Here is a 24,246-nt window from a genome sequence, read left to right as displayed (position 1 = left end):
GGCCGCGCCCATGCAGGACTTTACCATGACCGAGATCACCCGCGTTCCGATCCAGCCCGTTGCCAAGGGCTCGCTGACCAAGCTGTGGCTGGGCGTCGTGCTGGCCATCGCCGTCGGCGCCGGCCTCGCCTGGGCGGCCGTGCCGCGCGGGGTCGATGTCGACACGCTCGCCGCTGGCACCGGTCCGATGCCGCAGACGGGCGACGTGCTGTTCATCAAGTACAAGGGCAAGCTCGCCGCCGATGGCACGGTGTTCGACGAATCGCGCGATATTCCGCTGCCGGTCGAGGGCATCTTCCCCGAAGGCACGCCGTTCCCGATCGAGGAAGGCGCGACCATTCCGGGCTTCTTCGAAGGCCTCCAGCAGATGCAGAAGGGCGGCAAGTACGTGCTCTTCATCCCCGCCGACAAGGCCTATGGCGCCGAGCCGCCGCAGGGCGCGCCGATCCCGCCGAACGCCGATCTCGAGTTCGAGATCGAGGTGATCGACGTGATGAGCCAGAAGACCTTCGAGCGGAACCTCGGCATCCTGCAGCAGGCAATGCAGTCGCAGATGGGCGGCGCGGGTGCTCCCGGTGCCGAGGCCGGCGCAGGCCCGGCTCCGGCTCCCGAAGCGGCTCCGGCACAGTAAGGGGCGCTCCGAGCAATGTCGGTCGACAAGGCAACCGTTGCCAAGATCGCCTCGCTGGCGCGCATCCGCATGGATGACGCCGAGCTTGAACGCATGGTGCCGGAACTGAACGGCATCCTACAATGGGTCGAGCAGCTGGGCGAGGTGGACGTTACAGGGATCGAGCCGATGGCGGCGGTGATCCCCAATACCCTGCGCCTGCGCGATGACGTGGTCGATGCCGATCCGCTCACCGGCGGCGGCAAGCAGGCCGATGTGCTCGCCAATGCCCCTGCGGCCGAGCATGGGTTCTTTGGTGTGCCCAAAGTCATTGAATAGGGAAAGGTCCTGCACCCTTTCCCGTTCGCCCTGAGCTTGTCGAAGGGCTGCTTTTCTTTCAGTGCTCCGTCGAAGAAGGCCAAGACAGTGCTTCGACAAGCTCAGCACGAACGGAGTTGTTTGTGAGTGACCTGACCTCTCTCGGTGTCAAAGAAATCCGCGACGGCGTGCGCGATGGTGATTTCACCGCGCGCGAAGTGGCGGAAGGCTTCAACGCGGCCGTGGCGGGCGCTGCGGCGCTCAATGCCTTCATCGTCACCACCCCCGATCACGCGCTGGCCGCGGCCGACAAGGTGGACGCCGCGCGCGCCGCTGGCGAAACGCTCGGCAGCATGGCGGGCGTGCCGATCGGCATGAAGGATCTGTTCGCCACCAATGGCGTGCAGACCACGGCGGCGAGCCACATCCTCGAAGGCTTCCAGCCGCGCTACGAAAGCACGGTCTCGCAGAAATTGTGGGATGCGGGCGCGGGGATGCTGGGCAAGCTCAATCTCGACCAGTTCGCGATGGGCTCGTCCAACGAGACCTCCTATTTCGGCAATGTCACCTCGCCGTGGAAGAAGGCGGGGAGCAATGCTGCCATGTCGCCGGGCGGCTCCTCGGGCGGTTCCTCCGCTGCGGTAGCTGCGCGCATCGCGCCGGCGGCCACTGGCACCGACACCGGCGGATCGATCCGTCAGCCCGCCGCCTTCACCGGCATCTGCGGGATCAAGCCGACCTATGGCCGCTGCTCGCGCTGGGGCATCGTCGCCTTTGCCTCGAGCCTCGATCAGGCCGGCCCGATGGCGCGCTCGGTGGAAGATTGCGCGATCATGCTGGGCGCGATGGCGGGCTTCGATCCCAAGGACGCGACAAGCCTCCAGATGGACGTGCCCGATTGGGAAGCGGCCCTCAACGCCGATCTGCGCGGCAAAAAGGTCGGCATCCCGCGCGAATACCGCATGGAGGGCACCGATCAGGCGATCCTCGACAGCTGGGAGCAGGGCAAGGCATGGCTCAAGGACGCGGGCGCCGAGATCGTCGACGTCTCGCTGCCCCACACCAAATATGCGCTGCCCGCCTATTACATCGTCGCGCCTGCCGAAGCTTCGTCGAACCTCGCCCGCTATGACGGCGTGCGTTACGGCCTGCGCGACCTTCCGGAAGGCGTTGGCCTGCAAGACATGTACGCCGCAACCCGCGCCGCCGGCTTCGGTGACGAGGTCAAGCGCCGTATCCTGATCGGCACCTATGTGCTCTCGGCTGGGTTCTACGACGCCTATTACACGCAGGCGCAGAAGGTCCGCGCGCTGGTGGCCCGCGACTTCGCGCTCGCCTTTGAACAGTGCGACGTGATCCTCGCGCCGACCACACCGACGGCCTCGTTCCCGCTGGGTTCGATGAACGAAGACCCGCTGACGATGTATCTGAACGACGTCTTCGCCGTGCCTGCATCGCTCGCGGGCCTCCCGGCGATGAGCGTGCCCGCCACGATCAACGCCGACGGGTTGCCGCTGGGCCTCCAGCTGGTCGGCAAGCCGTTCGACGAGCAGGGCGTGCTCAATGCCGGTCTCGCGATCCAGCAACGCGCGGGCTTCACCGCCAAGCCGGAAGCCTGGTGGTGAACGCCGACGCGCCGCTGTGGCTTGCCGGGATCGGCATCGCCCTCGCGGTGCCGGTGACCTTCATGGTCGCCAATTGGGTAAGGAAGAACGTCGATCACGGCGAAATGCGCTTCGGGCCGGATGGCAAGGTGATCGAGGACGAGGAAACGAGTAATGAATAGGCTTTGCCAGTGCCTACGCTGATGCTGATGCTGATGCTCGCGCGTGTCTTCCCCGTCACACCCTCTGTGGCTGAAGTCGAGAATGCGCGGGAGGAGGGCGGTCGCAACTGCGCTCCGCGTGAGGACATGGTGGCGGGGCTGAAGAAAGAGCAGTACTTCCGGACCCGGACAACGCAAAGGATTGCGGGCTATCGGGTCGAACTCTGGGAAAACTTCGTCCCGGATGAAGAGCGTCGCCCGGATAGGGCCCGGTTTGTCTATGTCCGGCACACGGACGAAGAAGATTGTTTGATCAGGACTTCAGAGCAATGAGCAACTACCGCATTCAGGGTGCAACCGGCGAGTGGGAGGTCGTGATCGGCCTTGAAGTCCACGCACAGGTGACCTCGCAGTCCAAGCTGTTCAGCGGCGCGGCGACCGCGTTTGGCGCGGAGCCGAACTCGCAGGTCTCCCTCGTCGATGCCGCGATGCCGGGGATGCTGCCCGTGCCCAATGCCGAGTGCATCCGTCAGGCCGTGCGCACCGGCATGGCGATCGAGGCGCAGATCAACGCGTGGTCGCGGTTTGACCGCAAGAACTACTTCTATGCCGATCTTCCGCAGGGCTACCAGATCAGCCAGCTTTATCATCCGATTGTCGGCGAAGGCTCGCTGCTGATCGAGGCGGACGAGAAGGCTGGCATTCCCGAAGACAAGGTCATCGGGATCGAGCGCATTCACGTGGAGCAGGACGCGGGCAAGCTGATGCACGACCAGCACCCGACCATGTCCTACGTCGATTTGAACCGCTCGGGCGTGGCGCTGATGGAGATCGTCTCCAAGCCCGACATGCGTTCGCCTGCGGAAGCAGGGGCTTACCTGAGGAAGCTGCGAGCGATCCTGCGCTATGTCGGCTCGTGCGATGGCAACATGGAAGAAGGCTCCATGCGCGCCGACGTCAATGTCTCGGTGCGCAAGGCGGGCGAGCCCTTCGGCACCCGCACCGAAACCAAGAACGTGAACTCCGTGCGCTTCGTCATGCAGGCGATCGAGCACGAGGCGATGCGCCAGGTCGATGTGCTCGAAGCGGGCGGGACGATCGTGCAGGAAACCCGCCTGTTCGATCCGGGCACCGGCACGACGCGCACCATGCGCAGCAAGGAAGACGCGCACGACTATCGCTACTTCCCCGATCCCGATCTTTTGCCGCTGGTGCTGGAAGAGGACTTCCTCGCCGAATGCCGCGCCTCGCTCCCCGAACTGCCCGATGCCAAGCGCAAGCGCTATGTCGAGGTGCTCGGCCTTACCCCCTACAACGCGCGCGAGCTGACCGCCGAGGTCGAGACCTTTGCGCGGTTCGAAACGCTGCTGGCAGAAACCGCGGCAGTGATCGGCAAGGACGAAGCCGCCGTCGCCACGCAGGTCGCCAACTGGTCGCTCTCGGTCGCGCCGGGGGTGATGAAGGCGCTGGGCGATGAAGCCGATGCCGCCAACGCCACGGCCGCCGCGCAGGCGAGCATCCTCGCGATGGCCGACAAGGGCGAAATCAGCGGCGGTCAGGCCAAGGAAATCTTCGAAATCGTCCTCAAGACTGGCCGCGATCCGTCTGAAATTGCGGACGCCGAGGGGCTGAAGCAGGTCAGCGACACCGGCGCGATCGAAGCCGCCGTCTACGCGATCATCGCCGCCAATGCCGACAAGGTCGAACAGTATCGCGCCGGCAAGGAAGCGCTGTTCGGCTTCTTCGTCGGCCAGACGATGAAGGCGATGCAGGGCAAGGCCAATCCGGCGGTGGTCAACCAGTTGCTGAAAGGCAAGCTGGGGTAGGGGCTTGGCGCCCGTCACGCTCTATTTCCACGGATTGCCCGGTTCGGCCGCGGAGCTGGCGAGCTTCGGGCCGGACATTGCCGCGCGCGCCAGACGCTTCCATGTCGCCCCGCGCGGGGGTGATTTCGCGCAATTGGCCAATCGCATTGCCGCGCGCTTTCCTGACGGGCCGTTCGTGCTGGTCGGCTTCTCGCTGGGCGCAGCAGCGGCCTTGCAGGTCGCACCGCATCTGGGTGAGCGGGTGGCGCGGATCGACCTCGTCTCGCCCGCTGCGCCGCTCCAGCTGGGCGACTATCTGGGGGGCATGGCGGGCGCACCCGTGTTCCGCGCGGCCCTGGCCGGGGCAGTGCCGTTTGCAGCGCTGACAATCGTGCAGGCGCAGGTCGCAAGGTTTGCGCCCGCGAAGCTGGCCGCCGCGCTGATGGCGAAAGCCAAAGGCGAAGATCGCGCGCTCGCCGCCGATCCGCAATTCATCGCCGCGCTCGCGAAGTCCTTGCGCCACAGCCTTCTCGCAGACCGCGCCGCCTACATGGCCGAAATCCGCGCCTATGTTTGCGATTGGCGCGCCGGGTTGGCCCGGGTGCACCAGCCCGTGAGCATCCGGCAGGGGAGTGAGGACGACTGGACCCCGCCGGCCATGGCCGATGCGCTGGCGAAGGCGCTGCCTGATTGCACCGGCTTGCAGATGGAGCCCGGCCTCTCGCACTTTTCGACCCTGCGGGCCTATCTTGAAGGGCAGCCCCCGGCATGACCGCCATCGTCCTTATCCAGCCCGAAATCCCCGGCAACACCGGCGCGGTGGGGCGCACTTGTGTGGCGCTGGATATGGAGCTGATCCTGATCCACCCGCTGGGCTTCGAGATTTCGGACAGCCGCGTGAAGCGCTCCGGCCTCGATTACTGGCCGCATGTGCGCCTCACCGAATATGCCAGCTGGGACGCCTTTCTGGCAGCGAGCACCCCGCGCGAAGATCAGCTGTTCCTGTTCGAGGAATTCGGCGCGCGGTCTTTCTACGAGCCGGACTATCCCGAGGACGCCTTCCTCGTCTTCGGGCAGGAGACCAAGGGCATCCCGAAACCGATCATCGAACGCCACGCAGACCGCCTGTTCAAGCTGCCGATGCGCTCGGACGTCATCCGCTCGCTCAACCTTGCCAATACCGTCTCGGCGGCGGCCTATCAGGCGCTCAGGGGCAAGCTTTAGGCTTGCGGCAAGCCCCGCTCTCTGCCACTCGCTGAAACATAAGTCAGGGAGGGGTTGCACCCATGAAATCGTTGAAATGTATGGCGCTTGCGCTGCTTGTGGCCGCGCCGGTCGCAGGGCAGGCGCAGGCGATCAAGACCGAGCCGCCGATGAAAATCTTCACCGCCGCAGAGGTCGAAGCGGTGGCCATGCCCGATCTCGCCTTCAAGCCCGATCCGCTGGCGGCGGCGGACTTTGACAAGTATTTCTACTTCCACCGCGATGGCACCGATTTCAGCCAGGCCTATGCCGACATCACCGAATGCGATTCGCTTGCGAGCGGGATCAATTTCTACATGGGCGCCGATAGCGGGGCGATTGCCGGGGCGATGGCCAATTACGGCATGCTCGCCGGCGGGATCGGCGGAGCGCTGGGCGGACTCATGGCCGACGCCATCTTCGGCAGCGCCGAACGTCGCCGGATCAAGCGGATCAACCTGCGCAACTGCATGTATTTCAAGGGCTATGATCGCTACGGTCTGGAAAAGGATCTGTGGCAGGCGTTCCACTTCGAGGAAGGCCTGAGCCGCGAGAACGCCAAGGATCGCGAGGCCGCGCTGATGAAGCAGGCGCGGGTGGCTTCCGGGCCCAAGCCGCAAACGGAGGTGCTGGTGCCATGAAGCGTGTGATGACCATGATCGCGGGCGCCCTCGCGCTCGCCGCCACCCCGGCCGCCGCCGAGAAGATCAAGCCCGATATCGCCGAATACATGGCAATCGAGCTGAAGAACGTTCTCTCGGGCAAGGAGAAGATCGATCCGGCCAAGGCCTATATCTTCATCCGCAGCCCGCAAAACCGCGCGCAGGGTATCTTCCTCAAGACCCCCGGGCCGGAGGAAATCGCCAATTACGAAGCCAAGTGGCGCGAGGAATTTGCCGAGGCGAAGGAAGACTATCCCAAGAAGCTCAAGAGCTACGAGGTCGCCGCCAAGGCCGGTCGTCCGCCCCGGGACAAGCCGGTCGAGCCGACCGAGGAGAGCTTCTCGATCGACCCGATCGACATGCGCATGATCGTGTCCTTCGGGCCGCAGTTCGTCTTCGACAAGACCGACGGACCGGACAAGAGCTTCAGCTATCTCATCCAGGTGGAGCCGGGCGAATACACCTATCACGGCCCGATCATCTACCTGCCCGGATCGCCGGTACTGGGGCCGTGCATGTGCATGGGTTCGGTGAAGTTCGAGGCCAAGGCCGGTCAGATCACCTCGCTGGGCGATTTCCTGAGCCTCGGCTGGGCGGATCGTGCGGCGCTGGAGCAATCGACCTTCGAGCGCGAACTGCTGCCCGATCGTCCCGCCAAGCCGACCGACTGGAGCATTCCGGAATCGCTGGCGAAGTACCCCAATGCCAAGGCCGAACTGCGGGCCTCGGGCAAGCGCAACAACTTCCTGCGCGCGCTGGTCGGCCGGCTTCCGCCGGTGCCGGGGGTGCTGGCCTATAACCGCGACATTCCGGTCGATCTGGTGGGACTGGCCGAGCAGAAGGCCAAGGCCGAGGCGGAAGCTGCCGCCGCTGCTGCTGCCGAAGCCAAGGCTAAGGCCGAAGCCGAAGCGGCAGCCGCCGCTGCGGCTGCGGCTGCGCCTACTCCAGCCCCAGCGCAGTGAGGTTCATGGTCGCCGCGTTGTAGCTCGCTTCGGCCAGACGGCCGGCGAGCTCGGCGCGGATGGCTCTGATCCGGGCGTCGGCGGCGGATTCCTCGCGGCGGTTGACGAAGAAGAAATCGCCCGCCCCCAGCTTGAAGCGGGTGCGCTCGGCCTGCACCATCTGGTTTGCCTGCCGCACTTCGGCCTGCGCCAGCGAAGCGAGTTTGGTCGCCGCCGAGAGATTGGCGAGGATGTTGCCGACATCGGTGGTGATCTGATCGGCGATACGGCGCTGGCGCAGTTCGGTCTCGCGCAGCTCCGCCTCGGCGCGTTGCAGGCGTCCGCGCGCCTCGCGCCGTTGCAGCGGCACGGTGAAGGTGAGGCCGACCACGGTGTCGGTGGAATCGAACCCCGGTCCGCCCGCGCCCACCGGACCGAAATCGCGCGACAGCTCGATCGAGCCATCAAGCTTGGGCTGCAAGTCGTTGCGGCGCAGGGCGATGCGATTGGTCGCGCGTTCGAGCGCAAGGCGGAAGGTCTGCAATTCGGGGCGCGACTGGATCACCGTGCTCATCGGCGTCGCCGCCAGCATCTCGGCCGGGACAATCGCGCGCACCTGCCCGGCGGCCGGCAACTGCTCGCGGGTCGGCACGATCAGCTGTCCGGCGGAATCGCGCAGGTAAAAGCCGAGCGAATTGGACGCGGTCTGGAAATCGCGCCGCGCCTGTTCGAGCAGGGTGCGCCGCAGCAGCAGGTTCTGCTCGTTTTCGGTGAGCGCAATCGCCGCGCGTCCGCCTTCGTCGACTTCGCGCCTGAGACCCACCTGCCGCGCTTCGGCGATTTCGAGCAGTTCCTCGAACACCCGGATTTCCTCGCCCGCCGCGACCCAGCGCCAATAGGCGCGCAGGGCCTCGTGCTGGACGTTCAATTGCACCAGCATCACATCGAGCCGCGCCTGGCTGGCGGCGAGGCGGGTGTCCTCGATCGCGAAGCGGCGCTGGTCGATCTCGCGGTTGCGCAGCAGCGAGAACAGCGCGCCGACCTTCACTTCGCCGAACTGGCTGGTGTTGAAGACGTTCTCGTAGGTGGGGAAGGTGCCGTCGGAAATCTTGTAGCTGGCGAAGATCTCGGCCCCCATCGGGCGCAGCGGCTGGGTCGCCTCGGCCTTGGCAAAGCCGCCGGAATAGAAACCGGTGACGCGGTCATAGGCTTCGCCCTTGAGCATCAGGTCGAAGGCGCCATCGGCCGAAAGCTGATCGGAGCGCGCCGCCGCCTCGCGCTCGAAGGCTTCGAGGATCGCGGGGAAGGTGAGCGCGGAGGAGCGCAACACTTCATCGGGCAGCAGCGGCCCTGTTTTCAGCGCCACCTCCAGCGGATCGCCCACCGGCGCAATGTCCTGCGCCAGCGCCGGCATGGGAGCCGCGGCTAGCGCCAGCAGCGACAAGCCGCACGCCAGCCAGCGCCGACGGGTAGAGGTAGGGCGGCGGCGCATGGTCACTTCGTTTCGGCGGGCATTTCGCCCGGCGGCAGCTCGGCCGGGAAATTGTTGAGCTGACGCCAGATTTCGTAGCCGACCGGCACGGTTTCGAGCTGCACCCAGGCCTGCGCCTTGGCACCCAGCCGCACGAAGCGTTCGGGCGGCCAGGGGTGCGGATCGCTCTTGTCCTCGACGATCAGCACGCGGAAAGTCCCGTCGATCTGGGCCGACTGGTCGACCGCGACCACTGTCCCGCCAAAGGTGCCGACCGCGACCGAGGGCCAGCCGGAGAACTGCACCGCGGGCCAGCCTTCGAACATGATCCGGGTCTTGTCGCCGCGCTGCACCAGCGCGACATCGCGCCCGTCGATGAAGATCTCGACCACCCGCTGCCCGGCATTGGGCACAAAGGTGGCGAGCACGTCGCCGGCCTTGATGAGGGTCGAGACGTCGCCGGCATTGAGGCTCTGGATGAAGCCGTCGCGCGGCGCGCGCACAATCTGCGAGGACTGGCGCGAGAGGTTCACATCCGCACGGTTGAGGGCAGCCACAGCAGCGGCGACCTGCCCCTCGCGCTCGGCAATGCGGATCTGCACCGCTTCATAATCGCGCCGCGGGGCAAGGCCCGCCTGAAAGAGCTCACGCGCGCGGCGTTCATCGAGCCGGGCGGTGGCCAGCGCCGACTGTGCGGCCTGCAATTGCAGCGCGATCTGTTCGCGCTCGGCCTGCAACCGGTCGACCAGCTGGGGATCGATATCGGCGATGCGGACGATCGGATCGCCCTTCTTCACCGCGCTGCCATCGCGCACGTACCACTCCTCGATCCGGCCCGGCACGACAGCGTTGATATCCTGCTTGCGCTCGCCCGGATCTAGCGTGTTGACCGCGCCGCGCCCGGTCGCCGTCTGCACCCAGGGGGCGTAGATCAGGAACACCAGCATCGACAGGAAGGCGATGAGCAGCATGTAGAAGATCGCGCGCATCACGCGCGGAATCTTGACCGATTCCAGCGCGGTGAAGCGGTGCGACATGCGGTTCAGCGCGGTCATGCCGGCTCTCCCGCGCCGTCCGGTCGGCTGATCTGCGCGCGCAGTCTGGCCTTGTCGTTGGCGGCGCTGCGGCGGCTTCGGCGGGCCTCGGCAAAGGCGGCGTAATCGCTGAACCAGTGCTGTGTCTGGGCTTCCATGTGGACGAAGTGTGAGCAGCCGATCGGCGCCTCGCAGGCGGAGAAATAGACCACCGTGGTGAAGGCCGTTTCGCGCAGCGCGGCAAAGGTGCGGGCGAGATCTTCCGCGTCGATCAGATCGAACAGTTTGGTCAGCACCAGGAAGCGCGGGCGGGCAAGGATAGCGCTTGCCAGCTTCAGTTGCAGCAGTTCGCTGGTCGAGAGCGGATAGCCGGTCGCCGCGACCATCGTGTCGAGGCCCTTTTCCAGCCCCGCCACCGCATCGGCCAGCCCCACGGCTTCAAGCGCATCGAGCATCCGCCAGCTTTCGCCCGTCGCGCAGGACAGGCTGAGATATTGCCGGATCGTCATCGGCACGAAGGTCGGCCGATCGAGCACGTAGATCGTCATGCGCAGGTGGTGCGCCTCGATATCCTTCAAATCCGTCCCGCCCAGCGTGACATAGCCCGAGGTGGGCAGCTGGTACATCTTGAGCACATTGGTGAACATGCGCTGGAGGCCGTGCTGGCTGGTCGAGGCCATCACGATCGCGCCGGTGGGGATCGCGAAATCGAGCTCGGCGTCCTCGAACCGGGCCCTGCCGCGCACCTTGCGGAACACCAGCGTATGATCGCTGCCGATGATCGGATCATCGCCGGTGGGCGTTTCCTGCTCGACATCGAAGAACTGCGCCACTTCCTCGCCCGCGGCGCACAGCTCGTAGAAATACTGGAGGTAGTTGCCCAGCTGCGCGACCCCGAAGAAGGCCGCCGACAGCACCAGCTCGGCCGCCACCAGCTGGCCCAGCGTCAGCTCGGCCTGGATCACCAGCCAGCCGCCAAGCCCGAGCAGCACCGCGCTCGCCGAGGCATAGAGGAACAGGAAGGAGACAGTCTGCGAGAAGTGCTTGCGGAAGTAACGCTTGCGCGCGTTGAGATAGGCGTGGGTCGCCTTGTCGGTCTGCGCGATGGCATAATCGACGCGCTGCTGCGACTTGAAGAAGCCGTTGGATTCCCCGATCTGCTGGAGCCACATCGCGGTGCCGTGCTTGGCGTGGCTGACATCCATCGCCGCCCGGATCGCGCGCGAGCCCCACACCAGCCAGATGGTCCAGATCAGCGCCACCATCACCAGCGTAAAGAGCAGGAACAGCGGGTGATAGAGCGACACCAGCACGAAGCCGACCGTGATGCCGAGCAGGATCGAGAAGCCGTCGAGCACCAGGATCGGCATGCGCGACATGATCGAGAGCACGTCGAAATAGCGGTTGAACAGCGCCCCGCGCGAGGTGTCGGTGAAGAACGGGTTCTGAGCATAGATCGCGATCAGCGAAATCTCGCTGACCATGCGGGCGTAGAACCGCCGTGCGAACAGTTCCATCAGGTGGACGCGCAAGGCATAGAGCAACGAGGAGAACAGCAGCAGCACGAACAGCGTGATCGAGAGCACCACAAGCAGCGCGGGCAGCGCGGTGTTGGCGACGGTGTTGATCAGCATCTGCACCGAGATCGGGGTCGCAAGACTGAGCAGGCTGATGCCTACGCCATAGACCACCGCCAGCCAGTAGAAGCTGCTTTCCGGCTTCAGGATCTCGGCAAAGATCCGGAAGAACTTGGTCAGCGAAATCTGCGCGCCGTGCGAGGCACCTTCACCGGCCATGGCAGCCCATCCGTCCAGAACCTGTGTTCGAGCGTTCCATCATGCCTGCCTTTGCCCATGCCGCCGGCCTGCCCGGTGAACAGGTGGCAAGGTGCATGGCGCGCAACACCGATTGCTGCAACGTTTTAATCGCCCAGACCCCCTGCGGTTCCAGCGGGCGGATTATGTGCAAATTCATGAAGCTACGAACCTATGGGAAGCTATTGCGAAGCATTTTCGTCTGTCGGGCGCCGATAGCGCATCAACCTTGCCGGTAGCTGAACCGGCTGCGATCGGGCATGAGATGCGGGTATGGCCACACCGCGCCCCGCGCTTCCCGAGCAAACCCTGCTGCTGGCAGGCGGCGGCCATGCTCATGTTGCGGTGCTCGCCGACTGGATCAGGCGCGGTCCGCCTGCCGGGGTGCGCACCCTGATGCTCACGCCTCAGCGCCACCTCACCTATTCCGGCATGGTGCCGGGCTGGCTGGCGGGGCAGCATGGTGCGGACGAGGGTCTGGTTGATCTGGCGGCGCTGGCGGCGCGGGCTGGGGTGCGGTGGGTTGAGGGCCGCCTTGTTGCGCTCGATCCCGATGCGCGGGCGGTGCAAACCGACAGCGGCGAGACCATCACCTTCGACATCGCCTCGCTCGACACCGGCGGGGTAGGGCGCGCGCGCGCGGTGCTGGGCGATGATCCGCGCATCCTCGACATCCGCCCGATCGAAGGGTTTGTCGACCGGATCGCAGGCCTTGACGCCCCCGCCCGTGTCGTGGTGGCAGGCGGCGGGGCAGGGGGCGTGGAGCTCGCCTTTGCCTTGCGCAATCTCGCCGCAGCGTCCGTCCGGCCCGAAGTGACACTGGTGACCGGCGCGGGCGGATTGCTCCCCGGCTTTGGCGTGGCTGTGCGGCGGCGCGTCGCGGCGGAGCTGGCGCGGCAGGGTATCGCCGTGATCGTCGGAGATGCGCGGATCGAGGATGGGCGGCTGGTGGCACACATAACCCCACCTCATCTCGCCTCGAGCGCAGTCGAGAGGCCCAGCGCGCAACCCGTGTCTCGACTTCGCTCGACACGAACGGCGGAGGATGAACTGGTTTCGCTCGAACCTGCCGATCTTCTCGTCGCCGCGCTCGGCAGTGCGCCGCCGCCGTGGCTGGGGCCGAGCGGGCTGGCGCTCGACGGGCGAGGCTTTGTCGCGGTGGATGCGCGGCAGCGCTCGATTTCGCACGGCCATATCTTCGCTGCCGGAGATGTCTCGGCGCGGATCGACCGCCCGCTGGCGCATTCGGGTGTCCATGCGGTGATGGCCGGGCCGGTGCTTGCGGCAAACCTGCGGGCCGCGCTTCAGGGCGAGCTGCCGCGTGCCTCCTACCACCCGCGCCGCCACAGCCTCTATCTCATCAACACCGGCGATGGCTCCGCGATTGCCAGCTATGGCCCTCTCGCGGCACAAGGCGGCTGGGCGCTGCGCTGGAAGCACGCCATCGACAGGCGCTGGATAGCCGGATACGCCGCGCTGGCCGGTTCATGAGGGGTCACACGTGAAGAAGCTTGCCATCCTTGCCGCGCTCGTCGCGCTGGTTGCGGCCTATTTCGCCTTCGGGCTGGGGCAATATCTCACGTTGGAGGGGATCAAGGCGCTCGCCGCCGATCTGCGCGCCTTCCAGCAGGACAATGCGCTGGCGGTGATCGCCGGGTTCTTCCTCGCCTATGTCGCGGTGACGGCGGCCTCGTTGCCCGGCGCGGCGATCATGACGCTGGCGGCAGGCGCGCTGTTCGGCGTGGTGGGCGGCACGGTGCTGGTCTCCTTCGCCTCGACCATCGGGGCGACCTTCGCCTTCCTCTCCTCGCGCTATGTGCTGCGCGACTCTATCGAGGCGCGCTTCGGCGAGCGGCTGAAGGCGATCAACGCCGGGGTGGAGCGCGACGGGGCGTTCTATCTCTTTACCCTGCGGATGATTCCGGCCTTTCCCTTCTTCGTGGTGAACCTCGTGATGGGCCTCACCCGCATCCGCACCTGGACCTATGTCTGGGTCAGCCAGATCGGCATGCTGCTCGGCACGATTGTCTATGTGAACGCGGGCACGCAGCTGGCGCGGATCGACAGTCTCAAAGGCATTGCCTCGCCGGGGGTGCTGGGGAGCTTCGTGCTGCTCGGCATAGCGCCGTGGCTGGCCAAGCTGGTGATCGGCGCGCTTCAACGGCGCAAGGTCTATGCCGGGTTCAGGCGGCCCGCCAAGTTCGACCGCAACATGGTGGTGATCGGTGCGGGCGCGGCGGGGCTGGTCTCGGCCTATATCGCCGCGACGGTGAAAGCCAAGGTGACGCTGGTCGAGGCCAAGGAGATGGGCGGCGACTGTCTCAACACCGGCTGCGTGCCGTCCAAGGCGCTGATCAAGAGCGCCAAGGTGGCGAGCATGATGCGGGCGGCGGACAAGTATGGTCTTGTCGCAACCGAACCGCAGGTGCCGTTCAAGGCGGTGATCGCGCGGGTGATGGACGCCATCAAGGCCATCGAGCCGCATGACAGCGTGGAGCGCTACACCGGCCTCGGGGTCGATGTGGTCAAGGGCTATGCGCGGGTGATCGACCCGTGGACGGTCGAGATCGCGCGGAATGACGGCGGCACCCAGCGCCTCACCACCCGCTCGATCATCATCGCTAGCGGCGCGGAGCCGGTGGTTCCGCCGATCCCGGGGATCGAGACGAGCGGCTATCTCACCAGCGAGACCATGTGGGAGGCCTTCGCGGCGATGGACGCGCCCCCTGCGCGCGTCGCGGTGCTGGGCGGCGGGCCGATCGGCTGCGAGCTGTCGCAGGCGCTGGCGCGGCTGGGCTCCAAGGTTACGCAGGTCGAGATGGCGGACGCGCTGCTTGGGCGCGAGGATGCCGATGTTTCCGCGCTCGCCAAGGTGGTGCTGGAGGCGGACGGGGTTACTGTCCTCACCGGCCACACAGCCGTGCGGATCGAGGGGCGCACGTTGATCGCCGCGCATGACGGGGCGGAGGTGCAGGTGCCCTTCGATGCCCTGATCGTCGCAGTCGGCCGCCGCGCGCGGCTCACCGGCTTCGGGCTGGAGGATATCGGGGTCGACACCGCGAACACCGTCGTCACCGACGAATTCCTCGCCACCCGCTTCCCCAACATCTTCGCCTGCGGAGACGTCGCCGGGCCCTACCAGTTCACCCACACCGCGAGCCATCAGGCGTGGTACGCCAGCGTCAACGCGCTGTTCGGCACCTTCCGCAAGTTCAAGGCCGATTACCGGGTGATCCCGGCGGTGACCTTCCTCGATCCCGAGTTCGCCCGCGTCGGCCTCAATGATCGCGAGGCGGCAGAGCAGGGCATCGCGGTGGAGGTGACGCGCTATGACTTGGACGATCTCGACCGCGCGATTGCCGAGAGCGAGACGCGGGGCTTCGTCAAGGTGCTCACCCCGGCTGGCGGCAAGGACACGGTGCTGGGCGCCACCATCGTAGGGAGCCAGGCGGGCGAGCTGCTGGCCGAATATGTGCTGGCGATGAAGCACGGTATCGGGCTCAACAAGATCCTCGGCACGATCCACGCCTATCCGACCATGGTTGAGGCCAACAAATTCGCCGCCGGCAACTGGAAGAAGGCGCACAAGCCCGAAGGGTTGCTCAAATGGGTCGAGCGCTATCACGACTGGCGGCGCGGGTGAGCGGCATGGAGCTGTTCGACCAGCTGCGCGGGATCATCGGGATCGCGGTGCTGATGGGGCTGGCCTGGGCCGTGAGCGAGAACCGCCGCGGCCATCCCGGCTGGCGCTGGATCGCGGGCGCGCTGGTGATGCAGGGGCTGCTCGCGCTGCTCATCGTGCGGGTGCCAGCCGTGTGGGCGGCGGTCGGCCTCGTCAACAATGCGGTCAGCGCGGTCGAGGCAGCGACGCTCAAGGGCTCGTCCTACATGTTCGGCTATGTGGGCGGGGCGGAGCTGCCTTTCGTGCTGAAGGAAGGCGCGCAGCCGCCGCTGGTGATCGCCTTCCAGATCCTGCCGCTGGTGATCGTCTTCTCGGCCTTGGCCGCGCTGCTGTGGCACTGGGGCGTGCTGCGCTGGATGGTGAACGGCCTCTCCTTCCTGCTGCGGCGCTCGCTTGGCGTCTCGGGCGTGGTCGGCCTGTCCGGCGGGGCGAGCGTGTTCCTCGGTGTGGTCGAGGCGCCGCTTGTCACCCGCGCCTATTTCGCCCGCGTCAGCCGCTCGGAACTGTTCCAGATTATGACCCTGACGATGGCGACCATCTCGGGCGCGATCCTGATCCTCTATGCCACCACCCTCAAAGCCGTGGTGCCCGACGCGACCGGCCACATGATCTCCGCCTCGCTGATCTCGCTCCCCGCCGCGCTGCTGATCGCGCGGCTGATGGTGCCGCCGCAGGAGGGCGACACCGCGACCGAGGTGGACAAGGAGGATCCCGGCCTGAAATACGAGAGCAGCATTGATGCCATCGTCAAGGGCACGATGGACGGGATGCAGCTGTTCCTTGCGGTGATCGCGGTGATCATCACTGTCTTCGCGCTGGTGGCGCTGGTCGACGGGATGCTGGCGGCGTTGCCCTTCGTCGATGGCGATCCGCTCAGCCTCAAGCGCCTGCTTGGCTGGGTGCTGGCGCCGTTCATGTGGCTGCTCGGCGTGCCGTGGAGCGAGGCGCAGGCGGCGGGCGGATTGATGGGCACCAAGGCGGTGCTCAACGAATATGTCGCCTATCTCGAACTCGCCGCGCTGCCCCAAGGCACGCTCGGCCTGCGCAGCCAGCTGATCGTCACCTATGCCCTGTGCGGCGTCGCCAACCTTGCCAGCGTGGGCCTGCTGGTCTCGACCATCGGCACGCTCTGCCCCGAACGCCGCGCAGAGGCGGCGGGGCTGGGGATGAAGAGCTGGGTCAGCGGCAACCTCGCCAGCGCGATGACGGGGGCGTGGATCGGGCTCGTCACCTATGCTTGATGCGAAGCTGCGCCCGCTGATCGATCCGGCGCTCAATGCCGCTGGTCGCATGCTCGCGCAGGCGGGGGTCACGGCCAATGCGCTGACCTTCACCGGCCTTGCGCTGGGCCTTGCGGGCGCGGGCGCCATCGCGCTCGGCCACATCGGCTGGGGCCTTGCGCTGATCATCGCCAATCGCCTGCTCGACGGCCTCGACGGAGCGGTCGCGCGCGCCAGAGGCCCATCCGACCTCGGCGGCTATTTCGATATCGTCGCGGACTTTGCCTTCTATGTCAGCGTGCCGCTCGGCTTCGGCATCCTCAGCGCCGCCAACACCCTGCCTGCACTGGTGCTGGTGGCCAGCTTCGTGCTCACAGGCGTAAGCTTCCTCGCCTTTGCCGTCATCGCGGGCAAGCGCGGGGCCGAAACCGAGGCCCACGGCAAGAAGAGCTTCTTCTATTCCACGGGTTTGGCCGAGGGGGCGGAGACCATCGCGGTGTTCATCGCCATGTGCCTCTGGCCCGCATGGTTCGGAGCGATTGCCTATGCCTATGCCGGCCTGTGCGTGCTGACCGTGTTCCAGCGCAGCGCGATGGCCGCGTCAGCCTTTCGCGATTAGCGGCTGGCCGATCCCAGCAGGGTCTCGGTGCGGGTGCGCAGGTCATTGATCCGCGCGGTGTTCGCGCCAAGATCGCTCACCCCCACCCGGCTGACCGAACGGAAGTCGATCTGGGTATCGCCCACGCGGGCGACGACATCATCCTTGAAGCCGAACCAGAAGGTCTCGGCCGTCCCCTCGACCACGCCGGTGGCGTCATCGGCGCGGATATCGGCAAGGCCCATCGCCGCCATCGCCGCCTTCACGGCGGCCACGCCCTCGGCCTTGCTGGCGCCGCCCAATGGCAACGGGGCCGGACGGTCCTTGCGGTCGGTGATGATCTGGGCATGGCTCTTCACCGCCAGTTCGGGCGCAACGCCGGTCTTCTGGAACAGCGCGATCTGGCCGAGCGGGGTCTGGTAATCATTGAGCGGATTGGCGCCGGCCTTTTCGCGTGCGGTCATGGTGGCAGCCGAAAAGGCGGGCGGATTGCCGGTGTCGGTGGCGATGTCGTGGATCGGGTTGGCTGCGCCCTTTCCGGCCGCAGAGCCGAACACCGCCATCCCCGCGCCCGGCACCAGCAGGCCGATGATCGCAATCCCGAGCACGGCATTGCTGCGCGGCTTGGCGCGAACCCCGAGAACCAGCGATAGGAGCGCGATCAGCGCCGTCAGCCCCAGCAGAATCGCCCCGCCGCCCAGCGTCAGCGCCATCAGCCCGATCTGCCAGCCCCATATGCCGATCTTGGTGCCAAGCGCGGCAACCGCGAAATAGAGCGGGAGGAACGCCAGCAGGGCGAGGACGAGCTTGGTGAGGCGCGGAAGTGTCGTCATGATGGCAATGTTTACCGCAGCCGCAGGGCTTGGCAATCATGCTCTGTGGCTTTTGCTGGAAACTCTTTCGACCTTCTGCGTTTAGCCCCTACGGCAATGGGAGGGGCGAGGTTTGCGCAAAGCTGCCGAAGTCCTGCTTTTCTTGGCCGATAAACTGGTTTATGGCCCCCGCGGGATGCGGGAGGACTTAATTGTTCAGAGGACAAACGACATGAAGCGCAATTTCCTGATGGGGGCCGCCATGCTGGCAAGCCTCGCTACTCTTTCGGCATGTGGCGGCAAGAAGGAGGAAGCTCCTGCACCTGCGGCTACCGAGGCTGCTGCTCCGGCTGCCACCGAAGCAGCCGCGCCTGCGGCTGACGCCGGTGCCAAGGTCGAATACGCCAGCTTCACCACCGATGCCGCCGCCGGCGAAAAGGTGTTCGCGCTTTGCCGTTCGTGCCACGTGCTCGAAGACGGCGTGAACCGCGTCGGTCCGTCGCTCTACAACGTGGTCGGCCGCGCGTCGGGCCAGGTTGCCGGCTTCGCCTACTCGGACGCCAACAAGAACAGCGGCGTGACCTGGAGCGAAGACGTTCTGTTCGAATACCTCAAGGATCCGAAGGCTTTCATGCCCGGCACCAAGATGGCCTTCCCGGGCATCAAGGACGATCAGGACCGCGCCAACCTCGTGGCCTATCTCGCCAGCACCAAGAAGTAAGCTTCTTAGCTGACACGAAAAACGGGCGGTGTGGGATGCCACGCCGCCCTTTTTTGTGCCCGCGTCCGGTGCTGGATCAGGCGGTCTCGAATCAGGCGGCGGCGTCGAGCACGGCGGCGGGGCAGTGGCGCGCGAGATATTCCTCGTGGCTCGGAAGGCTTGCGACGCTGCGGGTGATGATGGTGCGCAGGTTGGCGAGGAATTCGGCGAGCTGCGCATCGCTCATCTGATCGGCCATGGGATCGTAATCCTGCGGGATGATCCCCTGGCCCAGCATCACCTGCACCCAGCTCGCATCACGGAACAGATCATCGACATCGCGCCCGATCCGGCCCGAGGCGGCGAACAGCTCGCGCTTGTGGGTGAGGCTGTCGGGCACGTCCATATGCTTGCAATAGCGCCAGAACTCCGAATCCTCGCGCGCGGTCTGGTGGTAGTGGAGGATGAGGAAGTCGCGGATCTGCGCGAATTCGGCTTCGCAGCGGCGGTTATATTCCGCACGCTCGGCATCGGCATGGGCCGAGCGCGGGAAGAGCTGGATCAGCCGGCTGACATGCGACTGGATGAGGTGGATCGAGGTCGATTCGAGCGGTTCGAGGAACCCGCTCGAAAGCCCGATCGCGGCGCAATTGTGCGACCAGAAGGTCTCGCGCCGCCCGGTGGTGAAGCGGATCGGGCGCGGATCATCCAGCGCCTTGGTGTCGAGCCCCGCCAGGAGCGTCTCGGCCGCCGCATCGTCGGAAATGAAGCCGGAGGAATAGACATGGCCGTTGCCGGTGCGGTGCTGGAGCGGGATGCGCCATTGCCACCCGGCGCTCTTGGCGGTGGCGCGGGTATAGGGGACGAGGGTGGGCAGGCGCTCGCTCGGCACGGCCAGCGCGCGGTCGCAGGGCAGCCATTTCGACCAGTCCTGATAGCCGACGCCCAGTTCCTGCCCCAGCAAGAGCGAGCGAAAGCCGGTGCAATCGATGAAGAAATCGCCTGCGATCGCCTCGCCGCCCGCCAGCGTGATCGAGCGGATATCCCCGGTCTCGCCGTCGCGCTGGACGCTTTCGACAATCCCCTCGCGGCGCTTCACTCCGCGCCCTTCGGCATAGTCGCGCAGGAACAGGGCATAGCGGCTGGCATCGAAATGGTAGGCATAGGCGAGGCCCGTCATCGCCGTGTTGCCGACCCGGTCGAGCTTGCCGAAACGCGCCTGATCGGCGGCCAGCTGGTGCAGCGACCAGTTCCACAGCCCCTTGGGATCGGGCGCGGCTCCGGCGCTGCGCCGCCAATAGTGGTGGAACGGCACATTGCCGAGCGGCAGGCCGGTATCGCCGAAGGTGTGGAGATAGCGGCTACCGATGCTGCCCCAGTCGACGAACTCGATCCCGAGCTTGAAGGTGCCCGAGGTGGCGCGCAGGAAGGCGTTCTCGTCCAGGCCGAGGATCGCGTTCAAGCGGATGATCTGCGGGATCGTCGCCTCGCCCACGCCGACAATGCCGATGGCCTCGCTTTCGACCAGCGTGATGTCGAGCTTGCCGCCCAGCAGCCGGGCAAAGGCCGCCGCCGTGATCCAGCCCGCGGTCCCCCCGCCGACGATCACCAGCCTGTTCACCGCTGCGCTCTCCATCATGCCTGTCCCTGTTGTCTTGTCTTCGCCGCTTATTGTGCCGGGCGGAAGAAGGCGTTGATCGTCAACCGCCCCTCCCGCGGATCGGCGCTCAGCGGCGCATTATTATCGATCACCCCGCTATGCAGGATGTTGCCGCGATAGAACACGGCGCTGTTGAAATGGCCCTCGACCACATGGGTGCGCTCGAAATGCGGGGCGCCGTCGGTGGGATAGGCGGCAGGCGGCAGCCCGGTGCGTCCGAAATCGGCCTGCACCGCGGCGGCATAGCGCGGGTAATCCTCGGCGGTGAGCGCCTCCAGTCCGGTCGAGCGGTGGCGGAAGAAGGCGGTTCCACCGTGACCAGTCTGGTGGAGATAGAGCATCATCGCGATCTGGCGCGGATCGGTGCCGTCGACATGGGGCAGGCGCTGGATCGGCGCGATCGCGGCAGGCGGGGTGGTGACGAGCGAAAACCACGCCTGCATCTCCCATCGGACTCCGCCGGTTTCGAACCACTGGTCAAGCAGCGGGGCCAGCTGCGCCAGCCATGCCGCGCCCACCGCCGGATCGAGCGGCGCACGCAGCCCGGGATATTGCGGCGTGATTCTTGCAAAATTTTGCAAAACGGCTTGGCCAATGGCGTGTTCGGGGTCGACGAGCAGGCTGTCTATCGTAACAAGCCTATGGTTTTGCGATGAAAAGCCGGAAATGCGCGCGTCATGCGGCGTGATGACCCATCCCTGAGGGGCGGTGTTCGCGCTGGAAGCGGGGGGTCGGGCCATGATCGGGAGCCTAACAAAAGCCTCGCTGGCGGCCAAGCCGTAAGAACAGGCATATGAAAAACAACAGAATAATCTTCAAAACTGCCGGAAGGCCGCCTGTCGGTACCGGGCGGCGTGGCTCCAGTCCGACACAAAGCTGCGGGCGAGGTGCGAGACTGTGACAATCCGGCAACAAATCCGCAAAACCCGCGCGCCGGCACCGGGCTCTGGCCTCCAAAAATGCAATCAAGCATCAGAAAATAAGTAGAAATATAGATTGCAGGCCGCTTTGCACAGTGATGCGCGATTGGCGATTTACCTCGGCTTCCGACTAGGCTATGAAAAAACCTGCAAAAGCGCACGAATGATGCGCCTGGCGGAGGGGAGTTTCGATGAAAACCAACGGGATCAATGTAAGCGCGCGCCTGCTGTGCGGGGCCGCGACCTTTCTGGCGCTCGCGGCGACGGGGGCTCCGGCGCTCGCGCAGAACGCCGATGAGCAGGCGGCTGCTGCCGTCGAAGGACAGGGCCAGGGCGATGATATCGTCGTCACCGGTATCCGCAGCTCGATCCAGACCTCGCTCGATGCCAAGCGCAAGGCCACTTCGATCGTTGAAGTGATCGCGGCCGAAGACATCGGTCTGCTGCCCGACATCTCGATCGCTGATACGCTCGCCCGCCTGCCGGGTGTGACCGCCCAGCGCGTGCGCGGCCGTTCGCAGCAGATCTCGATCCGTGGCCTCGGTCCGGACTTCTCGCTGGCCCTCCTCAATGGCCGCGAAGTCGTTTCTGCGGGCAACAACCGCGGCATCGAATTCGACCAGTTCCCCTCCGAGCTGATCGGCTCGGGCGTGGTCTACAAGACCGGTGACGCCCGTCTTGCCGCCATCGGCATCGCCGGCGCGGTCGACCTGCGCACCATCCGTCCGCTCGATTCGAACAAGCGCCAGATCACCGCATCGGCGACCTACACGATCAACGACAGCGGCAAGCTGAACCCGGACGTCGCCAATGACGGCTACCGCTTCTTCGGTTCCTACATCGATCAGAACGATGCCGGCACGCTGGGCTGGTCGCTGGGCGTCACGGTGCAGTCGATCCCGACCCAGTTCATCAGCCGCGAGCTGAAGACCAACCAGTTCCAGGTCGGCCGCACCGCAGCCGGCGTGATCTACCCGGCCGACAACCCGCGTCAGGGCGTGGTCAGCCGCACCTTCGAGCGCACCTCGCTTGCCGGTACGCTGCAGTTCGAACCGACCGATCGCGTCTCGCTGACGGTCGACAGCTTCTACACCGACACCAGCGACTCCGGCATCTTCCGCGGCACCGAAACCCCGATTGCCTCGTGGAGCGGTGCAACCTTTGGCGGCGCGACCGGCAGTGGCCCGTTCGCCGATACCGCGACCTACCGCAATGTCGTGCCGATCCTGCGCACCGACACCGAAGGCAGCAAGTCGGAGATCTTCGCGATCGGCGCCAACCTTGAATGGAAGGCCACCGACAACCTCGGCTTCGTGCTCGACTACGGCTATTCGACGCTGAACCGCAACGACATCGACTATGAAAGCTATGCCGGCACCGGCCGTGCCCGTTCGGGTGCGCAGGACACGCTGACTTTCACCTTCCCGCGCGACGGGACCTATTCGATCGACGGCGTGCTCGATTACACCAACCCGGCCAACGTCCTGCTCACCGATCCGGGCGGGTGGGGCCAGGTCGGCTTCATCAAGCAGCCGATCATCGAGGACGAGCTGAACCAGCTGCGCGCCGAAGCCTATTGGGAATTCGACGGCGGGCTGATCGACAACATCACCCTCGGCTGGCTCTACACTGATCGTTCGAAGAACTTCGATTCGAACGAGAGCTTCCTGCGTCCCACCGCCGCCTTCGGCAACGGCCTGGCCGTGCCGACCAGCGCCATCGTGGGCAGCACCAACACCGGCGGGCTCGGCAACGACATTCTCGCCTATGACCCCTCGTCCTTCCTCACCGACGGCACCTACCGCGTCGAGAAGGCCACCTTCGACACCCAGTGGGTGGTCAACGAGAAGGTCCACAACTTCTACATCCAGGCCAATATCGACGGCGATCTCGGCTCGGTTCCGGTGCGCGGCAATATCGGCCTGCGCTATTCGGATACGGACCAGTCCTCGACCGGCACGATCGGCGGCGGGCTGACCAACACCGTCGGCACGAGCTACGGCAACTGGCTGCCGAGCATGAACCTCAGCTTCGAGATCATGCCCGACACCTTCATCCGTATCGCGGCGGCCAAGACCATCACCCGCTCGCGTCTCGACCAGATGACGGCGAACCAGAACATCGGCTTCAACGCCCAGAGCTGCGTCGACACCAACAACGACCAGCGTCCTGACCGGGTGGTGGCGTTCAACCCGCCCTCGGTGGTCTGCTTCAACCTCGGCGGGGGCAACCCCTTCCTGCAGCCGTATGAATCGGTCGCCTACGACATCAGCCTCGAGAAGTACTTCTCGCCCGGCACCGCGATCATCGTCGCGGCCTTCCACAAGGATCTGTCGGACTGGATCATCGACTTCAGCGAGCTGACCGATCTGACCCAGTCGATCGAGAACTTCGGCGCTGGCGGCATCCTGACCACCAATCCTGAAGTGGCGACCGGCATCTTCAACGGTCCGGTGAACTTTGCCGACGGCAAGATCACCGGCATCGAAGGCACGCTGCGCGTCAACTTCGGCGATCTGGCCGAAGGGCTCGACGGGTTCGGCGGGTTCTACTCGATCACCTATGCCGATGCCGAGGTGCAGAACCAGAACTTCAATCCGATCGCGATCCCGGGCTATTCGGATCTCACCTGGTCGGGTGACATCTTCTACGAAAAGCACGGCTTCCGCGCCAAGCTGGCGGCGCGCTACCGCGCCGGGTTCCTCTCGGAAGTGCAGAACTTCGACGGCTCGCTGTCGGGTGCGCAGGCCCGTCCGGAAACCATCCTCGACGCGCAGATCGGTTACACCTTCGACAAGCCGGGCAGCTTCCTCAACGGGGTGCAGATCCTGGCCGAAGTGTTCAACATGACGAACGAGCCCTTCGTGACGCAGAACACCCTGTTCAACGCGGCGGGTGCGGATGTCGGCGACTTCCCGAGCCGCCACGAGCTCTACGGCCGCACGTTCAACGTGACGCTCCGCAAGACCTTCTGATCACGACGCCCTCGGGT

Annotated in this window: 22 protein-coding genes; 16 read left to right on the top strand and 6 right to left on the bottom strand. The window is 65.7% G+C overall.

Going from position 1 to position 24,246, the window contains the following annotated elements; all coding sequences use genetic code 11:
• Nucleotides 1-25 precede the first annotated feature (25 nt).
• From RSE14_RS06730 to RSE14_RS06685, 10 genes are all read left to right on the top strand, one after another.
• Nucleotides 26-631, top strand: coding sequence for an FKBP-type peptidyl-prolyl cis-trans isomerase (locus RSE14_RS06730; RefSeq protein WP_324076518.1), 606 nt, complete (start codon nucleotides 26-28; stop codon nucleotides 629-631).
• Between the two features lie 15 nt (nucleotides 632-646).
• Nucleotides 647-949 carry an Asp-tRNA(Asn)/Glu-tRNA(Gln) amidotransferase subunit GatC gene (gene gatC, locus RSE14_RS06725; RefSeq protein ID WP_324076516.1) on the top strand — a complete coding sequence of 101 codons (303 nt, stop codon included), beginning with the start codon at nucleotides 647-649 and terminating at the stop codon, nucleotides 947-949.
• A 122-nt stretch (nucleotides 950-1,071) separates the two neighbouring features.
• Nucleotides 1,072-2,553: an Asp-tRNA(Asn)/Glu-tRNA(Gln) amidotransferase subunit GatA gene (gatA, locus tag RSE14_RS06720; protein WP_324076514.1), complete on the top strand. Its 1,482-nt coding sequence runs from the start codon at nucleotides 1,072-1,074 to the stop codon at nucleotides 2,551-2,553.
• Nucleotides 2,547-2,714 (top strand): glutamyl-tRNA amidotransferase, encoded by a 168-nt coding sequence (locus RSE14_RS06715; protein ID WP_324076512.1) that lies wholly within the window; start codon nucleotides 2,547-2,549, stop codon nucleotides 2,712-2,714. The genes gatA and RSE14_RS06715 overlap by 7 nt, the downstream gene beginning before the upstream one ends.
• Nucleotides 2,715-2,735: 21 nt before the next feature.
• The gene (locus tag RSE14_RS06710; RefSeq protein WP_324076511.1) at nucleotides 2,736-3,026 is read left to right on the top strand and encodes a hypothetical protein; all 291 of its coding nucleotides are present in this window, start codon (nucleotides 2,736-2,738) and stop codon (nucleotides 3,024-3,026) included.
• Entirely contained in the window at nucleotides 3,023-4,519 is a 1,497-nt protein-coding gene (gene gatB / locus RSE14_RS06705) for an Asp-tRNA(Asn)/Glu-tRNA(Gln) amidotransferase subunit GatB (RefSeq protein WP_324076509.1), read from the top strand. The genes RSE14_RS06710 and gatB overlap by 4 nt, the downstream gene beginning before the upstream one ends.
• Nucleotides 4,520-4,523: 4 nt before the next feature.
• Entirely contained in the window at nucleotides 4,524-5,270 is a 747-nt protein-coding gene (locus RSE14_RS06700; RefSeq protein WP_324076507.1) for an alpha/beta fold hydrolase, read from the top strand.
• Nucleotides 5,267-5,722, top strand: a complete 456-nt coding sequence (locus RSE14_RS06695; RefSeq protein WP_324076505.1) for a tRNA (cytidine(34)-2'-O)-methyltransferase — start codon at nucleotides 5,267-5,269, stop codon at nucleotides 5,720-5,722. The genes RSE14_RS06700 and RSE14_RS06695 overlap by 4 nt, the downstream gene beginning before the upstream one ends.
• Nucleotides 5,723-5,784: 62 nt before the next feature.
• Nucleotides 5,785-6,381, top strand: coding sequence for a hypothetical protein (locus tag RSE14_RS06690; RefSeq protein WP_324076504.1), 597 nt, complete (start codon nucleotides 5,785-5,787; stop codon nucleotides 6,379-6,381).
• On the top strand, nucleotides 6,378-7,364 hold the full coding sequence (locus RSE14_RS06685; RefSeq protein WP_324076503.1) for a hypothetical protein: 987 nt from the start codon (nucleotides 6,378-6,380) through the stop codon (nucleotides 7,362-7,364). Before RSE14_RS06690 ends, RSE14_RS06685 begins: the two co-directional genes overlap by 4 nt.
• On the opposite strand, the gene RSE14_RS06680 is transcribed toward RSE14_RS06685, so the two are convergent.
• The 3 genes from RSE14_RS06680 to RSE14_RS06670 are packed head-to-tail and all read right to left on the bottom strand — an operon-like array spanning nucleotide 7,342 to nucleotide 11,644.
• Nucleotides 7,342-8,835, bottom strand: a complete 1,494-nt coding sequence (locus tag RSE14_RS06680; protein WP_324076501.1) for a TolC family protein — start codon at nucleotides 8,833-8,835, stop codon at nucleotides 7,342-7,344. The genes RSE14_RS06685 and RSE14_RS06680 overlap by 23 nt on opposite strands.
• 2 nt (nucleotides 8,836-8,837) lie before the next feature.
• Complete coding sequence (locus tag RSE14_RS06675; protein ID WP_324076499.1) at nucleotides 8,838-9,869, bottom strand: HlyD family secretion protein; 1,032 nt, start codon at nucleotides 9,867-9,869, stop codon at nucleotides 8,838-8,840.
• A complete protein-coding gene (locus tag RSE14_RS06670; RefSeq protein ID WP_324076497.1) occupies nucleotides 9,866-11,644 on the bottom strand; it encodes an ABC transporter transmembrane domain-containing protein in 1,779 nt (592 codons plus the stop codon). Before RSE14_RS06670 ends, RSE14_RS06675 begins: the two co-directional genes overlap by 4 nt.
• Before the next feature lie 291 nt (nucleotides 11,645-11,935).
• On the opposite strand from RSE14_RS06670, the gene RSE14_RS06665 reads away from it, so the two are divergent.
• From RSE14_RS06665 to RSE14_RS06650, 4 genes are read left to right on the top strand one after another with little or no spacing between them, the layout of a single operon-like run.
• Nucleotides 11,936-13,153, top strand: coding sequence for an FAD-dependent oxidoreductase (locus RSE14_RS06665; protein WP_324076496.1), 1,218 nt, complete (start codon nucleotides 11,936-11,938; stop codon nucleotides 13,151-13,153).
• 10 nt (nucleotides 13,154-13,163) lie between these two features.
• On the top strand, nucleotides 13,164-15,305 hold the full coding sequence (locus RSE14_RS06660; RefSeq protein WP_324076494.1) for a dihydrolipoyl dehydrogenase family protein: 2,142 nt from the start codon (nucleotides 13,164-13,166) through the stop codon (nucleotides 15,303-15,305).
• On the top strand, nucleotides 15,269-16,585 hold the full coding sequence (locus tag RSE14_RS06655; protein ID WP_324076492.1) for a NupC/NupG family nucleoside CNT transporter: 1,317 nt from the start codon (nucleotides 15,269-15,271) through the stop codon (nucleotides 16,583-16,585). The genes RSE14_RS06660 and RSE14_RS06655 overlap by 37 nt, the downstream gene beginning before the upstream one ends.
• On the top strand, nucleotides 16,578-17,183 hold the full coding sequence (locus RSE14_RS06650; protein WP_324076490.1) for a CDP-alcohol phosphatidyltransferase family protein: 606 nt from the start codon (nucleotides 16,578-16,580) through the stop codon (nucleotides 17,181-17,183). Before RSE14_RS06655 ends, RSE14_RS06650 begins: the two co-directional genes overlap by 8 nt.
• On the opposite strand, the gene RSE14_RS06645 is transcribed toward RSE14_RS06650, so the two are convergent.
• Complete coding sequence (locus tag RSE14_RS06645) at nucleotides 17,180-17,995, bottom strand: DUF1499 domain-containing protein (protein ID WP_324076489.1); 816 nt, start codon at nucleotides 17,993-17,995, stop codon at nucleotides 17,180-17,182. The two genes, RSE14_RS06650 and RSE14_RS06645, sit on opposite strands and share 4 nt — an antisense overlap.
• Nucleotides 17,996-18,206: 211 nt before the next feature.
• Between RSE14_RS06645 and RSE14_RS06640 the strand changes: the two genes are divergently transcribed.
• Nucleotides 18,207-18,695: a c-type cytochrome gene (locus tag RSE14_RS06640; protein WP_324076488.1), complete on the top strand. Its 489-nt coding sequence runs from the start codon at nucleotides 18,207-18,209 to the stop codon at nucleotides 18,693-18,695.
• A gap of 91 nt (nucleotides 18,696-18,786) precedes the next feature.
• Here the strand turns inward: RSE14_RS06640 and RSE14_RS06635 are convergent, their stop codons facing one another.
• Together RSE14_RS06635 and RSE14_RS06630 are read right to left on the bottom strand one after the other, a co-directional pair.
• Nucleotides 18,787-20,313, bottom strand: a complete 1,527-nt coding sequence (locus RSE14_RS06635; RefSeq protein WP_324076487.1) for a tryptophan halogenase family protein — start codon at nucleotides 20,311-20,313, stop codon at nucleotides 18,787-18,789.
• Nucleotides 20,314-20,342: 29 nt separating this feature from the next.
• Nucleotides 20,343-21,074 carry a DUF6445 family protein gene (locus RSE14_RS06630; protein ID WP_416379367.1) on the bottom strand — a complete coding sequence of 244 codons (732 nt, stop codon included), beginning with the start codon at nucleotides 21,072-21,074 and terminating at the stop codon, nucleotides 20,343-20,345.
• A 371-nt stretch (nucleotides 21,075-21,445) separates the two neighbouring features.
• On the opposite strand from RSE14_RS06630, the gene RSE14_RS06625 reads away from it, so the two are divergent.
• A complete protein-coding gene (locus tag RSE14_RS06625; RefSeq protein WP_324076485.1) occupies nucleotides 21,446-24,229 on the top strand; it encodes a TonB-dependent receptor in 2,784 nt (927 codons plus the stop codon).
• Nucleotides 24,230-24,246 lie beyond the last annotated feature (17 nt).

The organism is Erythrobacter sp. (assembly GCF_035194505.1).
Taxonomy (GTDB): domain Bacteria; phylum Pseudomonadota; class Alphaproteobacteria; order Sphingomonadales; family Sphingomonadaceae; genus Erythrobacter.
This window is presented reverse-complemented; position numbering and strand designations above follow the sequence as displayed.

Coding starts and splice junctions, on each gene's coding strand:
- RSE14_RS06730 (WP_324076518.1), top strand. CDS start 26: ATGACCGAGATCACCCGCGTTCCGATCCAGCCCGTTGCCAAGGGCTCG.
- gatC (WP_324076516.1), top strand. CDS start 647: ATGTCGGTCGACAAGGCAACCGTTGCCAAGATCGCCTCGCTGGCGCGC.
- RSE14_RS06710 (WP_324076511.1), top strand. CDS start 2,736: ATGCTGATGCTGATGCTCGCGCGTGTCTTCCCCGTCACACCCTCTGTG.
- gatB (WP_324076509.1), top strand. CDS start 3,023: ATGAGCAACTACCGCATTCAGGGTGCAACCGGCGAGTGGGAGGTCGTG.
- RSE14_RS06695 (WP_324076505.1), top strand. CDS start 5,267: ATGACCGCCATCGTCCTTATCCAGCCCGAAATCCCCGGCAACACCGGC.
- RSE14_RS06690 (WP_324076504.1), top strand. CDS start 5,785: ATGAAATCGTTGAAATGTATGGCGCTTGCGCTGCTTGTGGCCGCGCCG.
- RSE14_RS06685 (WP_324076503.1), top strand. CDS start 6,378: ATGAAGCGTGTGATGACCATGATCGCGGGCGCCCTCGCGCTCGCCGCC.
- RSE14_RS06680 (WP_324076501.1), bottom strand. CDS start 8,835: ATGCGCCGCCGCCCTACCTCTACCCGTCGGCGCTGGCTGGCGTGCGGC.
- RSE14_RS06675 (WP_324076499.1), bottom strand. CDS start 9,869: ATGACCGCGCTGAACCGCATGTCGCACCGCTTCACCGCGCTGGAATCG.
- RSE14_RS06670 (WP_324076497.1), bottom strand. CDS start 11,644: ATGGCCGGTGAAGGTGCCTCGCACGGCGCGCAGATTTCGCTGACCAAG.
- RSE14_RS06665 (WP_324076496.1), top strand. CDS start 11,936: ATGGCCACACCGCGCCCCGCGCTTCCCGAGCAAACCCTGCTGCTGGCA.
- RSE14_RS06655 (WP_324076492.1), top strand. CDS start 15,269: ATGGGTCGAGCGCTATCACGACTGGCGGCGCGGGTGAGCGGCATGGAG.
- RSE14_RS06650 (WP_324076490.1), top strand. CDS start 16,578: ATGCTTGATGCGAAGCTGCGCCCGCTGATCGATCCGGCGCTCAATGCC.
- RSE14_RS06645 (WP_324076489.1), bottom strand. CDS start 17,995: ATGACGACACTTCCGCGCCTCACCAAGCTCGTCCTCGCCCTGCTGGCG.
- RSE14_RS06640 (WP_324076488.1), top strand. CDS start 18,207: ATGAAGCGCAATTTCCTGATGGGGGCCGCCATGCTGGCAAGCCTCGCT.
- RSE14_RS06635 (WP_324076487.1), bottom strand. CDS start 20,313: ATGATGGAGAGCGCAGCGGTGAACAGGCTGGTGATCGTCGGCGGGGGG.
- RSE14_RS06630 (WP_416379367.1), bottom strand. CDS start 21,074: ATGGCCCGACCCCCCGCTTCCAGCGCGAACACCGCCCCTCAGGGATGG.
- RSE14_RS06625 (WP_324076485.1), top strand. CDS start 21,446: ATGAAAACCAACGGGATCAATGTAAGCGCGCGCCTGCTGTGCGGGGCC.